The 15,274-nt window shown below is 70.5% G+C and carries 11 protein-coding genes, 1 pseudogene and 1 riboswitch; of the genes and pseudogenes, 5 read left to right on the top strand and 7 right to left on the bottom strand.

Going from position 1 to position 15,274, the window contains the following annotated elements; translation table 11 throughout:
• Nucleotides 1-102 precede the first annotated feature (102 nt).
• Nucleotides 103-1,089, top strand: coding sequence for a LacI family DNA-binding transcriptional regulator (locus tag LXN57_RS38610; protein WP_251803176.1), 987 nt, complete (start codon nt 103-105; stop codon nt 1,087-1,089).
• A gap of 59 nt (nt 1,090-1,148) precedes the next feature.
• Here LXN57_RS38610 and LXN57_RS38605 read toward each other — a convergent pair whose 3' ends face one another.
• Nucleotides 1,149-3,365: a discoidin domain-containing protein gene (locus LXN57_RS38605; protein ID WP_251803175.1), complete on the bottom strand. Its 2,217-nt coding sequence runs from the start codon at nt 3,363-3,365 to the stop codon at nt 1,149-1,151.
• Nucleotides 3,366-3,742: 377 nt separating this feature from the next.
• Here LXN57_RS38605 and LXN57_RS38600 point away from each other — a divergent pair, with 377 nt between their 5' ends.
• Nucleotides 3,743-4,246: a metallophosphoesterase family protein gene (locus tag LXN57_RS38600; protein WP_251803174.1), complete on the top strand. Its 504-nt coding sequence runs from the start codon at nt 3,743-3,745 to the stop codon at nt 4,244-4,246.
• Nucleotides 4,247-4,260: 14 nt separating this feature from the next.
• Here the strand turns inward: LXN57_RS38600 and LXN57_RS38595 are convergent, their stop codons facing one another.
• The 3 genes from LXN57_RS38595 to LXN57_RS38585 all read right to left on the bottom strand — a co-directional run bounded on the left by LXN57_RS38595 (nt 4,261) and on the right by LXN57_RS38585 (nt 9,843).
• Nucleotides 4,261-6,966: an AAA domain-containing protein gene (locus LXN57_RS38595; protein WP_251803173.1), complete on the bottom strand. Its 2,706-nt coding sequence runs from the start codon at nt 6,964-6,966 to the stop codon at nt 4,261-4,263.
• Between the two features lie 133 nt (nt 6,967-7,099).
• Nucleotides 7,100-8,191, bottom strand: coding sequence for an L-dopachrome tautomerase-related protein (locus LXN57_RS38590; protein ID WP_251803172.1), 1,092 nt, complete (start codon nt 8,189-8,191; stop codon nt 7,100-7,102).
• Nucleotides 8,192-8,376: 185 nt separating this feature from the next.
• Nucleotides 8,377-9,843: a glycine hydroxymethyltransferase gene (locus LXN57_RS38585; protein ID WP_251803171.1), complete on the bottom strand. Its 1,467-nt coding sequence runs from the start codon at nt 9,841-9,843 to the stop codon at nt 8,377-8,379.
• Nucleotides 9,844-9,861: 18 nt separating this feature from the next.
• A riboswitch (ZMP/ZTP riboswitch) is annotated at nt 9,862-9,954 on the bottom strand.
• Between the two features lie 56 nt (nt 9,955-10,010).
• Here LXN57_RS38585 and LXN57_RS38580 point away from each other — a divergent pair.
• Nucleotides 10,011-11,567: a cation:proton antiporter gene (locus LXN57_RS38580; RefSeq protein WP_251803170.1), complete on the top strand. Its 1,557-nt coding sequence runs from the start codon at nt 10,011-10,013 to the stop codon at nt 11,565-11,567.
• An 86-nt stretch (nt 11,568-11,653) separates the two neighbouring features.
• A complete protein-coding gene (locus LXN57_RS38575; RefSeq protein ID WP_251803169.1) occupies nt 11,654-12,520 on the top strand; it encodes an intradiol ring-cleavage dioxygenase in 867 nt (288 codons plus the stop codon).
• Between the two features lie 187 nt (nt 12,521-12,707).
• Here LXN57_RS38575 and LXN57_RS38570 read toward each other — a convergent pair whose 3' ends face one another.
• Genes LXN57_RS38570 through LXN57_RS38560 form a run of 3 tightly spaced genes read right to left on the bottom strand, consistent with a single transcriptional unit; the run spans nt 12,708 to nt 14,700 of the window.
• A complete protein-coding gene (locus LXN57_RS38570; RefSeq protein ID WP_251803168.1) occupies nt 12,708-13,934 on the bottom strand; it encodes an SLC13 family permease in 1,227 nt (408 codons plus the stop codon).
• 9 nt (nt 13,935-13,943) lie between these two features.
• Nucleotides 13,944-14,258, bottom strand: coding sequence for an STAS domain-containing protein (locus tag LXN57_RS38565; protein WP_251803167.1), 315 nt, complete (start codon nt 14,256-14,258; stop codon nt 13,944-13,946).
• A gap of 28 nt (nt 14,259-14,286) precedes the next feature.
• A complete protein-coding gene (locus LXN57_RS38560; RefSeq protein WP_251803166.1) occupies nt 14,287-14,700 on the bottom strand; it encodes an ATP-binding protein in 414 nt (137 codons plus the stop codon).
• A 338-nt stretch (nt 14,701-15,038) separates the two neighbouring features.
• On the opposite strand from LXN57_RS38560, the pseudogene LXN57_RS38555 reads away from it, so the two are divergent.
• Nucleotides 15,039-15,274, top strand: a pseudogene (locus tag LXN57_RS38555) (RNA polymerase sigma factor SigF); the annotation flags it as partial.

The raw sequence follows: 15,274 nt of genomic DNA, 5'->3' as shown, positions 1-15,274 counted from the left end.
AGAGACAACGTTGTCTGGCAGTAGACGCCCGCCTTCACCCCGTGTCAACAATGAGTTTCCAAGATGTTGCGGACCGTGATCAACATCGATGGGGGTGGATGCATGACGCCTCAACGACCGACCATGAACGACGTCGCCCGCACCGCCGGGGTGAGCCTCAAGACGGTGTCCCGGGTGGTCAACGGCGAGGCCACCGTCGCGCCCGATCTGGTCGCCAAGGTGCGTGCGGCGGTCGAGTCGCTCGACTACCGACCTCACCTGGGCGCCAGCATGCTCCGCCGCAACGACCGTCGCACGAGGACGATCGGCGTGCTGCTGGACGACGTCTCCCATCCCTTCTCGGCCGCCCTGCACCGCGCGGTCGAAGATCAGGCGCGGGCCCGCGGGATCCACGTGCTGACGGGCAGCCTCGACCAGGACCCCGTACGCGAGCAGGCGCTGGCCACAGCGTTCGCCGAGCGCCAGACCGACGGCCTGATCCTGGCCCCCACCGGCGGCGACCTGGGCCATCTCGAAGCGCACACCGGCATGCCCGTGGTCTTCGTCGACCGCATCCCGGCCGGCGTCACCGGCGACTCGGTGGTCTCGACCAACGTCTCCGGAGCGGCCGGCGCCGTACGCCATCTCGTCGCCCAGGGCCACCGCCGCATCGGCTACCTGGGCGGACGCCGGCTGCTGTCGACGGCTCGCGAACGCCACCGCGGCTACCTGCGCGCACTCGGCAGCCATCCCGGCCCCGCGGTGCACGATCTGCACGATCCGACCGCCGCCGAGCGGGCCGCCATCGCCATGCTGCGGGCGCCCGACCCGCCCACGGCCCTGTTCACCACCCAGAGCATGGTGACAACGGGCGCCATACGCGCGCTACGCCGCCTCGGCCGCGAACGGTCCGTCGCCCTGATCGGCTTCGACGACTTCCCCCTGGCCGATCTGCTCGACCCGCCGGTCACGGTGGTCGCCCAGGACCCGTCCCGCATGGGCCGCACCGCCGCCACGGCCCTCTTCGAACGCATCGACGGCTACGACGGCCCACCCCGCGAGATCCGCATCCCGACCACCCTGATCCCCCGCGGCTCCGGCGAACTGTGAGTGAGCACCCGGCAAGCCGAACGCTCCCTCCTCGGCGACGGGCCCCGGGGGACGGGCGGTTACGGGAAGTTGGTCACTGTGGACGGCACGACATTGGTGGCCTGGGCCGGGGCGCCGATGTTGTTGACGACGTGGTCGATCGTGCCGGCGGCCAGGGAGATCGTGAAGATGTTGTGGAATTTCACGCCGCCGTGGGTGGGGGCCTGGAAGCCGTTGGCCGAGTGCACGGCCGGGTTGTCCAGGAAGACGGCGTAGCTGCCCATCGCCCACGCCTCGTGGGTCTGGACGCTGTCCGCCACCTTGTAGGCCGGGTAGCCGAGCACCCCGTCGGTGCGCCACACGGCGTTCGACGGCGGGTCGTACGGCTGCTCGTTCTGCAGGAAGTACGTGCGGCCGCCGTTGCCGTTCCAGAGCACTTCGGTCTTCTGGTAGTGCTCAACGAACAGGCCGTACGCCGTCACGTTGTTGCCGTTGACGATCAGGCCGCTGTCGGCCGTGTTGATCGTCCAGCCATAGGTGCCGGCGTTGCCGTGGTCGGCCCGCCAGGCCCAGATGTGGTCGATGATCACGTTGTTGCTGTTGACCAGCAGGCTGTTGGTGGCCTTGCCGGCGACGTAGCCGCCGATCCGGAAGAACACGTCCTGGACGGTGCTCGGGTTGGCGGCGTGGTTGGCCGAGGACCCGGCCTGACCCATGACCAGCAGGTTGGGCGAGTTGGTGGTGCCCGCGTCGAAGAGCACGCCGGCCACCTTCACACCGTCCACATCGGCCACCTGCATCGCGGTGACGCCGTTGTCCGGGATGATCGTCGCGTAGCCGAGGCCGAGCACCACGGTGTTCGCCCGCGTCACGTTGATGGTCTGGTTGATGTGGTAGATGCCGGGCTGGAAGATCAGGTTCAGACCCTGCGCGAGCGCCTGGTTGATCCGCGCGGCGGTGTCGCCCGGCTTGGCCACGTAGAACTGGCTGAGCGGGATCGACGAGCCCGGGGTGTTGCCGTTGACCCAGGTCGCGCCGGACGTGTTGGTGCGCAGGTTGGGCACGAAGACCGCGTAGTCGCTGCCGCTCCGGTAGAGGTACGGCTTCTCGCGGATCACCGGGGTCTGCGGGATGACGGTGTACGGCGGGGTCGGGTAGCTGGCCGCCGGAGCGCCCTGCACGCCGACGAAGGTCTGATTCCACACCGCGTTGGTGTTCGACCCGATCTGGCTGTCCCGGGTGAACCACTGCTGCTGCGAGTACTGACCCTCGCTGCCGCTGATCCGGGAGTCCGAGATGTAGCCGCCGGACGCCCACCCGTACCCGTTGGGGGCCAGGTTCAGGTTGCCGTGGATGTCCATGCGGCGGAACGGGGCGGCCTGCGAGACGGCCCAGCGGTTGGTGCCGTTCACCGGGTAGACCGACACGTTCTCGGTGCTGCGCCAGAAGTTCTGGGTCGCGTTGCCCTGGAACCAGCCGGCGTCGACGGTGATGTCGCCGTTGATCCGTACGTCCTGCGGGTTCTGCCCGAGGCCGACGATCGAGGTGTAGAAGCCGACCTGGATGTTGAGGTTGTTGTAGGTGCCCGGCCGGAAGGCCAGCACGTAACGGCCGGTGCCGAACTGCGCGCTCTCCTGCTGGGCGAAGATCTGGTCGGCCCGGGCTTGAATACTGGCGCTCGACATCGACGGGTCGAAGACCACCACGTTCGCGCCGAGGCTGCCGCCGCCGGGGATCGGGTCGCCGGTCGGGGGCGGCGTGGTCGGGGGTGTGGTCGTCGTGCCGCCGTAGACCTTGAACTCCCACAGCGAGTACCCGTAGCCGGTGGTGCGCTGGGTGCCGTACATACGCACGTACCGCCCGGTGCCGTTGACCGTGAGGTTCTGGTTGCCCCCGGCCGACGTGGTGGTGGAGTAGACGTTGGTCCAGGAACTCGCGTTGTCCGAGACCTGGATCTGGAACGCCTTGGCCGCGGCGGTCTCCCAGTTGAGCTCGACGCGGGTGATCTGCTGCGAACTGCCCAGGTCGACCTGCAGCCACTGCGGGTCGCTGAACGCCGACGACCAGCGGGTGCCGGTGTTGCCGTCGACGGCCTCGGCCGCCGCGTAGGCGCCGGCCGCTTCCGTGGACGACGCGGTGGCCGGCTTGCCCTGCGAGAGCAGGGTTTCGGCGGCACTCGCGCCGACCGCGGTCGCCGCGGCGTAACCCGCGACGACGGTGGCGACCAGGCCGCTGATCGCGGCGAGGCGCCAGGGGGAGCGTCTCCGCTCGGGTGCGGAGGAGATGGGGATGGTCATTGCTTCTCCTTGGGCGGGGATGCGCAAGGGGGACTTCTTGCGCCCTAGGGAAGACCGATCTCTCCTCTGCACGAGGGAAAGCGCTCCCCCGGGACCGACGCTAGGGAACGTGTTCATCAGCTGTCCATAGATGAACACGGTTCCGGAACTTCGGCGGTCTTGCGCTTGTCACAAAGGCTGGGCTCGATGCGCTCCTCGTTCGGGCATAAATCCAGGTCAATGCCGTACGGCGATGGCTCCGGCGCCCCGCGGCGGACCCGATAACACAGATCTCGGAACCGGTTCCGGCGCGGATCAGCAAAAACGGCATGAGCGCCAATTCGGTCCGATCATGACGTGGAGAGCGCTTACCGACCCGGACTTTCTACCCTGGGACGATGCGGCTGGTCCTCACGAGCGACACCCACCTGCCCAAGCGCGCCCGCGATCTGCCGCCCCCGCTGTGGGCCGCGATCGACGCGGCCGACGTCGTGGTGCACGCCGGCGACTGGGTCGACGAGGCCGCCCTCGACGCTTTCGAGGCGCGCGCGAAGAGACTGATCGGGTGCTACGGCAACAACGACGGGCCTGCGCTGCGGGCGCGGCTGCCCGAGATCGCGTACGCCGACCTCGACGGCCTGCGACTGGCCGTGGTGCACGAGACCGGGGCGTCCACGGGTCGCACCGAGCGCTGTGCGGCCCGCTTTCCCGCGGTCGACCTGCTCGTCTTCGGACACTCCCACATCCCGTGGGACACGACTGCCGCGTCGGGGCTGCGCCTGCTCAACCCCGGCTCACCGACCGACCGGCGGCGGCAGCCCTTCGCCACGTACCAGACCGCCGTGATCGAGGCGGGCCGGCTGACCGAGGTGACGCTGCACGAACTGCCGCGGCGCACTTAGCTGCTGCGCCGGCCTCAGAGCTCGCGGGCCAGTTCGAGGGCCGCGCGGCGTGGGTCGCCGGACCAGCGGGTGGCGAAGCCGTCCCGCAGCCGCCAGCCCTTCCGAGCCAGGGCGCGTTGCCGGGCGAGGTGCGCTTCCGGCCCGTCCGGGTGCGGTCCGCAGAAGACGCCGACGGCCTTGTCCGGCGGGCCGATGCACAGGTCGATCGTCCAGCGGCCCACGGCGTACGCGGGTCTGGCCTCGATGTCGAGACGGTTCAGCTCGGTGGCGAGATCAGCCGGCCAATCGTCCGGCCGGCTGCCACCGGCGATCTCGGGTGGCGCGGCGGCGTACCGGAAGAACTCGTCGATCAGACCGTCGGCGCCGTCGAGGGCGGTGACCACCGCGAGCCGCCGCCGGGCCCGGGTGATCATGACATTGAACAGGTTGGGGTCGGCCACGAAGCGACGCCGGGCGGGCGGATCGTCCGGCCGCAGGCCCAGCGAGACGATCACGACGTCGGCCTCGCTGCCCTGGAACGCGTGGACGGTGCCGGTACGCAGCCCGAGCTCCTCGATTCGTTCCACCGGATACGCCTCGACCAGCGCCGCCTCGATCGCGTCGGCCTGCGGGCGGAACGGCGAGATCACCCCGATCCCCCGGGTGCCGGCGGCCGCTTCCTGCTCGACGAGTTTCAGCACCGCGGCCAGTTCGTCGGGCGCCCGGACGATGTCGATGGCGTCCGCTCCCTCGTTGGCCGGGGTGCGGGTGAGCACGTCGAGGCGGTCGCCGTAGAAGCGCCGGGCCGCGAACCCGATCAGATGCGGCACGCTGCGATGGTGCTCGGCCAGCCAGGTCGCCGGGGCGGCCCCCGCGGCCAGGTCGTACGCGCTCACCCGGCGCACATCGAGCCGCTCGTCCGCGCCGTGCCGCCGGAGCACCTCGGCGACGTCGACATCGCTGACGAACGACACGAACCGCAACTGCCGCGGATCCCCCACGACCAGCGCCCGTCGCGCCCGGGCCAGCACCGGCGCGGCCCGCACCTGGTCCACATGGGACGCCTCGTCGAGCACGACCAGCTCGAACATGCCGGGCGCGGCCGGCAGCAGGTCCTCGACGTCGGCCACCGTGCCGATCCAGAGCGGGAGAGCGCGTACCAAGGGTTCGGCGGGCAGCCCGGCGAGCAGTTCGCGACGGCGGTTGCGCCCGGCCCGCAACGCGGCGGCGAGACCGGCCGCCGCCCGCCGGGCAGTCCGGTCCCACCGTTTCCGGCTGCGGGCGGCCCGGCGCATGGCCTCGCCGACGGCCGCGGCCAGCCTCTCCTCGGCGTCGTGCAGGGCCTGCCACTGCGGCTCCAGGTCGGTGCCCCCGGTCGCGGCCAGCCGGGCTGCGGCCCGCTGCGCAGTGGCTGCGGCGAGCGCGTCGGTCACCCTTTCCCGGGGTACGCCCTTGGGCACGCCGAGGCGGCGCCGGGTCCACCACTCGCGGAACCCACCGCGGGCCAGCCGGTCGGCCACCGCGCGCGGATCGAGGCCGTCCGAGAACGCGCCCGGCACGTCGCCGGCCAGCGCGGCCAGGCGGGGTTGCCACTCGGACAGCTCGGCCGCCCGGTATTCGACCTCCAGCGCTTCCCCGAGCCCTCGGCGGATGTCGTTCACGGCGTCGTGGGCCCGCCGCACGGCCTCGGCGCCGGCTCGCAGCTCGTCGTCGGTAGCGCCCTGCTCGAGGCCGGCCGTCAGCTCGGCGGCCAGGCTCTCGCGCCGCGCCGCGTCCCCGAAGAGCACCGGAACCGGCCCCGGATAGCGTTCCAGCAGCCGCGCCAGCACCTCGGCCGCATGCGGTGACTGCGTCGCCACCAGCACCGACCCGCCCCGATGCACCACTTCGAGCGCCGCCGCCACCACCGTGTGGCTCTTGCCGTTACCCGGCGGCCCCGACACCACGGTGACCGTGTCGGTGCGCACCCGGGCCACCACCTCGGCCTGCGCCTCGTTCAACGGCAGCGGGGAGAGAACCGGCTCAGTCTCGCCGGGCTCGTCCGCGCGGCCCGAACGCCCGCCACCCGACCGATGCCGCTCGGGCTCATCCGGGCGCGTTTCGTGTCCGCCGCCGTAGACCGCGGCGAACGCGGTGCCGGTGAGATCGCGTGCGGCCCAGCTGCGCAGGCTGTCGGCCAGCCCGGCTCCGAAGACGTCCCGCACCACGTAGAGGGCGGGCTCCGGCACCAGGACGATCCGGTCGTTCGGCGCCCGCCGGTCGCTCGCCACCGCGTCCACCGGAAGCCCGGTCGCCTCGGCGGCCGACCACAGCCAGGCCTTGCTGCCGGTCGCCGCCAGCCAGCCCGGCCCGGCCACCCCGGGCGCGGCCTCCAGCGCGGCGGCGAGATTCCGGTCCTCGATGAGCGGCGTGATCTCGACGTCGCCGACCGGCACGACCCGGTAGCCGAGCAACCCGCGATCGAGTTGCACCGGCTGACTCAGCAGCGGCACCCGGATCCTGCGTTGCTTGCCCTCGATCTCGGTCCGCCCGACCAGGAAACCCCAGCCCCGCCGCAGCGGCCGTTCGTCCCGGTGCAGAGCCCCGATAGCCGCGAGCCGATCCACGTCTTTCCCGCGCGGTGCGCGCTCCGCATCCTCCAGCCACACGATCGGCTGGCCGCCGCGCCCCACATCGAGCACGCGGTCGCTCCCGGCCGGCGCGAGCTCGGCGAGCACAGCAAGAACAGTCGACGGCAGCATCGCGCCCGAGGCTACCGCCCCAGCCCCTGTGGATACGCCTGTGGATAACGCCGACTGGCCCAGCCCGGTTTTTGTAAAGTCGCTGCGACCCCCGGGCGGGTGGGCTGGGGAGGAGCAGTAACCGGGGCCGGCTTCAGCGCAGGTTGATCGGGCCGGCGTCGATCGGGATGCGGAACAGGGAGTACGGGTATCGGCGGCGGTCCTCGTCGTTCTGATATTTGGCCTGGCGGTGCAGCTGGTTCGCGGTCACATAGAGGTAGCCGTCGGCCACCGACATGGTGTCGGGCCACAGCAGGCGAGGGTCATGGGCCAGCGTCTCCATCGTTCCGTCGGGCAGGCGGCGCAGGACGGCGTTGTGCTCCCAGTCGGTGAGGTAGAGGCGGCCCCGGTCGTCGGTCTCCAGGCCGTCCGAGGCGCCACCCTTGTCGCCCTCGTCGACGACCGTGGCCGATACGTCGGCGTCGCTGAGGCCGCGGTCGAAGAGGGCCTCCGCCGAGACGCTGTGCCAGCGGCGGGAGACCAGCGCGCAGTAATAGATGCGTGAGCCGTCGGCGGCGATGGCGATGCCGTCGGAGCCCATCCTCACCGGCTGGGGCGGGCCGTCCTTCGGGCGTTCGAAGAAGGGCTTGCCCTCGACCATGGGCAGCATGCCGACCGGCTCGACCGCCTTGGTGGAGGGGTGATCGTGCAGGCGGCGCCAAGCCTCACCGGTGTGCAGGTCGACGACGATGAGCCCGTTCGGGCCCTGGTCCGACGAGTCGGTGATGAAGGCGGCGTTGCGGCGCAGGTCGAAGCGGACATCGTTCAGATACGTCGTGGGCAGCGCGACGTCCTGATCGAAGACGATGGTCCGCACGACCTGGTCGGTCTCGAGATCGACGCACACCAGCTTGGGGCCGCCGTGCCGGGTGGGCTGGAACATCGGGCTGCCGGTGTCGAGAATCCAGAGCCGGTCGGCGGGGTCCACGACGATGCTCTGCACGGAGACGAGAGCTTCGGGATCGGCGTCGTCCCGAGGCGAGTTCCAGTCGACATCGGGATACGGCACGACCTTGCCGTCCCTGATCTCGCCGACGGTGCAGGCGACCTCGTCGCCCCACTTCGGGAAGTTGACGAAGATCCGCCCGGTGCGGGAGACGCTCACGCCGGTGGGCATGGGACCGTCGTCGAAGGTGTGCACGGTTTCCAGGGTGCCGACAGGCTGGTCGGTTGGTTGTTCGCTCACGAACGCCCGCATACCCGACTTGCACCAGCCCATTCGGCGTGGGGCGTGACCACTTACGCAGGCCGCCCGGGTGGGGTGAGCGTTCTGGGCGCGCCAGCGCCCTGCTCGCCCCGCCCGGGCCCTCGACGGGAGTTACGGTCTGTACCCACCACCCCGCCACGACATCGGTTTTCTGGTGTTCAGGATCAGCCCAGATCGACGCTCGGGTAGAGCGGGAAGCCGGACAGCAGCTCGTGAGCCTGCTTGTGGATGTTGTCCGAGACCGCGGGGTCGAGGTGGAACTTCGCCTTGCTGTCCTGGGCCGGCTTGGTGCTGGTGAGGACGGTGTGGATCAGGTCGGCGATCTGGTCCATCTCGGCCACGCCCAGGCCGCGCGAGGTGAGCGCGGGGGTGCCGATGCGGATCCCGGAGGTGTACCAGGCGCCGTTCGGGTCGTTGGGGATCGCGTTGCGGTTGGTGACCACGCCGCTGTCGAGCAGCGCCTGCTCGGCCTGGCGGCCGGTCAGGCCGAACGGGTGCACGTCGATCAGCACCAGGTGGTTGTCGGTGCCGCCGCTCACCAGTCGCACGCCGCGCCGGGCCAGGCCCTCGGCCAGCGCCTGGCTGTTGGTGACGATCTGCTGGGCGTACGTCTGGAACTCGGGACGACGAGCCTCGGCGAACGCGATCGCCTTGGCCGCCATGACGTGACCCAGCGGGCCGCCGAGCACCATCGGGCAGCCGCGGTCGACCTGGTCGGCCAGCTCGGGCTGGGCGAACACGGCGCCACCACGCGGGCCCCGCAGGCTCTTGTGGGTGGTCGTGGTGACGATGTGCGCGTGCTCGATCGGGTTGAAGTCGCCGGTGAAGACCTTGCCCGCGACCAGACCGGCGAAGTGCGCCATGTCGACCATGAACGTCGCGCCCACCTCGTCGGCGATCTCGCGCAGCGTCGCGAAGTTCACCTTGCGGGGGTACGCCGAGTAGCCGCCCACGATGATCAGGGGCTTGAACTCGCGGGCCGTCTCGCGCAGGGCCGCGTAGTCGATCTGACCGGTGGCCGGGTCGACGCCGTAGCTGCGCTGGTCGAACATCTTGCCCGAGATGTTGGGCCGGAAGCCGTGGGTCAGGTGGCCGCCCGCGTCCAGCGACATGCCGAGCATGCGCTGGTTGCCGAACGCCTGCCGCAGCTCGGCCCACTCGGCGTCGCTCAGGTTGTTGACCTGGCGCTTCTCGAACTTCTTGAGATAGGGAACCTCGACCCGGTCGGCCAGGATCGCCCAGTACGCGACCAGGTTGGCGTCGATGCCGGAGTGCGGCTGCACGTAGGCGTAGGGCGCGCCGAACAGCGCCTTCGCGTGCTCGACGGCGATCGACTCGACGGTGTCGACGTTCTGGCAACCGGCGTAGAAGCGGCGGCCGATCGTGCCCTCCGCGTACTTGTCGGAGAGCCAGTTGCCCATGGCCAGCAGCACGGCCGGCGAGGCGTAGTTCTCACTCGCGATCAGCTTGAGCGACTCGCGCTGGTCGGTGAGCTCCTGGGCGATCGCGTCGGCGATGCGGGGCTCGACGGACCGGACCACCTCGAGGGCGGAGCGGAAGGCGGCGGACTCGGGGTTCAGCCCTTCGGCCGGGGTGACATTCTGGTTTCCGCCGCGGTCAGACACAGTCATGGGACCTCCCTATCACGATGCAGAGGCCCAGGCGCACGGCAGGTGTCGTCATCAAGACGAGGCCGCTCCCCGATGGTTGACCACCTTGACGCGCCAGTCACGGCCCGCCGACGAGCATACCGGTCTTGTTCGTCCGGCCGAAACCGTTGATCACTAAGGTAAGCGGCGTGAACGGCGTGCAGATCCTGCTCATCATCGGTGTGGGCATCGCCGTGTCGGCGCTCGCTCGCAAGCGGGGCGTCGAGCCAGGCATGATCATCGTTGTCCTGGCCGCGGGCGCGTCCTTCATCCCCGGGGTTCCGCGGCTCGAGCTCGAGAGCGAGCTGATCCTCGCGATCGTCATCCCGCCGCTGCTCTATTCGGCGACCCGCGGGGCGTCGCTCTCGAACTTCGGCGCCAACCTGCGCTCGATCTGGACGCTCGGCGTCGTGCTGGTGGTTCTCACCGCCGGCGCGCTGGGCCTGCTGTCGTCGTGGCTGCTGCCGACGCTCGGGCTGACCGCCGCCTTCGTCCTGGGCTCCGTGCTCGCGCCGCCGGACACGATCACCACGGTCTCGCACGGCGCCGAGATCGGGCTGCCGAAGCGGGCCACCTCGATCCTCACCGGTGAGAGCCTGGTCAACGACGCGACCGCGCTCACCCTGTTCAGCATCGCGGTGGCCGCCGTCAACGGCGAGCACACCACCTGGCAGGGCGGGATCGGCGAGTTCTTCCGGAACGCCTCGATCGGCATCGTCATCGGCGCGCTGTACGCCGTGATCGCGCTCTGGATCCGCAAGCGGCTGGGCAACCCGACGCTGGAGACGGCGCTGGTGATGCTGGTGCCGTTCACCGCCTTCCTGACCGCCGAGCAGGTGCACGCCTCCGGAATCCTCGCGGTGGTCGTGGCGGCCTTCTCGCTGAGCATCAACCTGACGCTCGACCCGAAACATCAGTACCCCGGCGCGTACCGGACCCGCCTGCAGGAGGGGGAGGTCTGGCCGGTCATCGACTTCCTGCTCGAGACGTTCGTCTTCGCGTACATCGGCCTGCAGTTGAAGTGGGTGCTGGCGGAACTGGCCGAATCGGACGACCCCGGGCTGGGCCGCACGCTGATGGCGGCCGGGGTGCTGCTGGTCGCGGCGGTCGTCATCCGGCTGGCCGGGGTCGAGGTGCTGTTCGGCCGGTGGTCCGTGCGGGAACGGCAGGTCGAGCAACGGGCGGAGCGGGACGTCCGTTACCGCACCCGCCTGCAGGCGATGCGCGACCGCCACCGGCAGCGGCGGGGCCAGGACCCGCTGCCCGCGCCGACCCGCAAGGAGCGGCTGCTGGTCGGCTGGACCGGCATGCGCGGCATCCTCACCCTGGCCGCGGCCGCCTCGATCCCCGAACACACGGCGTCCGGCGAGGAGTTCCCGGGCCGGACCGCGATCCAGGCCATCGCCCTGTTCGTCACCCTCGGGACCCTGCTCCTGCAGGGCACGACGGTGGGCTGGCTGGCCCGACGGCTCAGGTTCGACCTGACCGCCGAACGGGCCGAGACTGAGGCCGAGCGTGAGCGGGGACGCCAGGTCGCCGCCACGGCCGCCGCGCAGCCGGCCGCCGACATCGACGCGAGCTTCGAGGCTCAGCGGCTCGCGATCGGCAAGGCCGTCCGCGACCACGAGTTGAGCGAGGAGACCGCCCGCGAGCTCATCGAGGACATCGACCTGAGCCAGGCCGCCCACCACACCAGCCCCTCGTAGCTGTCACAGCGCGGTCACAGAAGACCCATAGGAAACGGACCTACTGTGACCGGAACACCGTGCGGCAACACGACGGGAGCGAACCGATGGCACAGGACCGGAGACCTACGTACGAGGGACGGCGCCTGCCCCGGCCCGGCGAGGAGGTCGTCGACCAGGGCCTCGGGTTCGACCTCGGCACGTTGCTGAGCCGCCGCCGGCTGCTGCGGGGTTTCGGGCTCGGGGCGGCCGCGATCGGTCTCGCGGCGTGCAGCAGCAACTCGTCCTCCGACACGGCGGCGCCGGCAGCTTCGACCGCTTCCGGGGAGATTCCGGAGGAGACAGCCGGTCCGTACCCGGGCAACGGGTCGAACGGGCCGGATGTGCTCGAGCAGAGCGGCGTGGTCCGCAGCGACATCCGGTCGAGCTTCGGCACGGGGAGCGGGACGGCTGAGGGCGTACCCATGACGCTCGAGCTGACCGTCCTCGACCTGGCGAAGGACAACAAGCCGTTCGCCGGCGCCGCGGTCTACGTGTGGCACTGCGACCGGGCCGGGCAGTACTCGATGTACTCCGAGGCGGTGCGGAACGAGAACTACCTGCGCGGCGTCCAGATCGCCGACGCTTCGGGGAAGGTGACGTTCACCAGCATCTTCCCTGCCTGCTACCCCGGGCGCTGGCCGCACGTCCACTTCGAGGTCTACCCCAGCCAGGCCGACATCACGGACGCGACCAGGACCATCGCCACCTCGCAGGTCGCGTTGCCCGAGGACACCTCCGAGGCGGTCTACGCCACCGCCGGGTACGAGTCGTCGGTGACCGCCCTGGCCCAGGTGAGCCTCGACAGCGACAACGTGTTCGGCGACGACTCGGGGGCCCTGCAGCTCGGCGCCGTCACCGGCGATGTGGCGAACGGATACGCGGTAGCCCTGACGGTCAAGGTGGACACCACGACGACGCCCACGGGCGGTTAGCCCTCCGGCGACGGCGGCCCGGGCAGGGCTCCCCCGGGCGTAAACGGTTCCGTAACCTCGTTTACTTGCCTGTAACAGTTACATCGACAAGACTGACTTCGTCGGACGCACCCCGCCGCCGAATCCCCCACCGGATCACCTCGGCCGTTCCCCGGACCGATACCGGCGCGGCGGCGAGGGTGCGCCCCTAGCTTCCCACCTTGAGGCTCAGCCACAGCGCGAGCACACCGGCGATCAGCGCCGGGGGCACAGTCAGCATTCCCAGCCGCAGGAAGTCGCGCGCGTCCGGCGCCGCGTCGTGAGTGTGCAGAATTCGCCGCCACAGCAGTGTGGCCAGCGAACCCACGTAGGTCAGATTCGGGCCGACGTTCACCCCGATCAGCATCGCCAGCAGCAGGGCCGGGCTCGAATCGACCACCGGCAGCAGCACCAGCGTCGCCGGCAGGTTGTTGACCAGGTTGGCCAGCGCGGCGGCCAGAAAGGCAACCGCGAGCAGGCCCAGCAGGTCGGCGTGGTCGGGGGTGATCGCGTGGATCAGGTCCTCGAGTCCGTGCTGCTGCACCGCGAGCACCACGACCCCCAAGGCGAGCACGAACGCGCAGAACGCCGGGTTGGCCTCGCGGATCAGCGTGCCGACGGGCACCCGCCGCGGCACGGCCAGCAGGACCGCACCGGCCACGGCAACCCAGGCCGGGTGTACGCCGAAGGGCTGCACGACGGCGAAGCCGGCCAGGGTCAGGGCCAGCACGATCAGCGCGTACCGGGGCGCGGGGCCGTTGCCGGGCTGGGGGCGGGGCGCTTCGCGGGCCCGCAGATCACCGGCGAAATAGCAGCGGAACACCAGGTACTCGACGGCGATCACGGCCAGCCAGGGCAGCGCCATCAGCCCGGTGAACCCGAGGAAGGTGAGCCCGCTGGCCGCGAACGCGAGCAGGTTCGTCAGGTTCGAGACGGGCAGCAGCAGCGACGCGGAGTTGGCCAGGTGCGCGGCGGCGTATGCGGGCGGACGGGCCCGGGCGCCGACGCGGGCCGCGGTGGCCAGCACCACCGGGGTGAGCAGCACGACGGTCGCGTCCAGGCTCAGGAACGCGGTGGTGAGGGCGGCGACCACGAAGACGGCGGCGAGCAGCCGGGGCGGGTTGCCGCCGCCCTTGCGGGCCGCGATCGTTCCGGCGTACCGGAAGACGCCGTGCTCGGCCGCGAGATGGGCCAGCACGAGTACGGCGGCCAGGAAGCCGACCGTCGGGCCGAGCTCACGAAACTCGGCCCAGGCGTCGTGCCACGACACGAGCCCGAGGGCGATCACCAGAGCAGCCGCGGGCATGGCGGCGACCGCCTCGGGCAGACCCCGCGGCCGGACGACGGCGAAGGTCAGCACGACGACCAGCAGGACTGCCGAGATGATCAGGGGCACCGCGGCAGGCTACGAGTCGAACAACTCCTGTGCACCTGAGACGTTCAACACCCGCGCCACGCCGGCCCTCGCGTTGACCACCCGGAAGCCGGCGCCGGTCGCGACCGCGATGTTGTAGCCGTCGATCAACGCACCGAGGGCCTCGGAGTCGATGAACGTCACGTCGGCCAGGTCGACGACGACCAGCGTGGCCGCGCCGAACGCCTCGACGATCGTCGCGTGCAGGTCGTCACGGGAGTTGATGTCCAGCTCGCCGCTGGGCCGCAGGATCGTCGCGGTCGGGTCGGCCGCGTAATCCTGGCCGATCTGGTAGGAGTCCGCCACGGGGACTTTCTATCAGGAGCGCGGAGATTCAGCCCGGGAAGCTCGCCCAGACGTGCTTGGTCGAGCCCGTCCGGTACCAACCCACGTCGATGGCGAACGTCTTCGTGAGCTGGAGTCCCAGCCCGCCGGCACCCAGCGGACGACCCCGGTCGAGCTCCGGCAGCGTTCCCAGATCGTGATCCGCCACGTCGAGGATGAGGTGGTCGTCCTCGCGGAGCAGCCGCACCTCGGTCGGCGGCAGACCGTGCCGCAGGGCGTTGGTGGCCAGCTCGGTCGCGACGACCGCCATCCTGTCGAAGAGGTCGTCGACCTCATCGGTGTGCGTCTGGATCGCCTCGCGCAACGCCGCCCGGAGGCTGCGCAGTTCGCCGAAGGTGCCGAGCTTCCAACAGCGCAACTCGGCGGCCGCGGGATGAGGAGCCGAGGAGCGCAAAGCAGACATGAAGTCCATCTTTCCCGGTCCGACGTGTTTGACACTGGCCCGTGCGGGTCACCACAACGACCGTACGGACTAATCCCCGATGCACTCGATCCAGGGCTCTCGATGCCCCGCAAGATCCGCTACGTATATTTGCTATCACGCAAAGTAACTCATACTTTCGGCTAGTCTTGCTTCGACTTGTCGGCTAGGTTAGTCATATCCGAACGGCCTAGTTGTGACCGGCTGACGGAGATCTCATCGATCGTCGTCGACCAGTAGATAGGGACACCCGACCGACCCGGGCCCTCGCTTCCGAGCAGGGCCGGCTCTCCGGACAGGTGCCAGGGAGGACCACCGACATGACCGTCACCGAGACCACCACGAGCGTCGAGGCCGACGCCGTCAGGGCTGCCGCGAGCGCGCCCGTCGACAGCGCCGCCGAGCTGCTGAACGCGATGGCCGCGATGCCCGCCGGTCACCCGTCCCGCGCCGCACTGCGCGACCGGGCGATCGAGGCCTGGTTGCCGCTGGCCCGCCACCTCGCCCACCGCTACTCCGGCCGCGGCGAGCCCACCGACGACCTGATCCAGACCGC

The sequence above is a fragment of the Paractinoplanes hotanensis genome, from assembly GCF_023717965.1.
Lineage (GTDB): Bacteria > Actinomycetota > Actinomycetes > Mycobacteriales > Micromonosporaceae > Actinoplanes > Actinoplanes polyasparticus.
The sequence above is the reverse complement of the archived record's forward strand: the minus strand, read 5'-3'. Positions and strand labels throughout refer to the sequence as shown.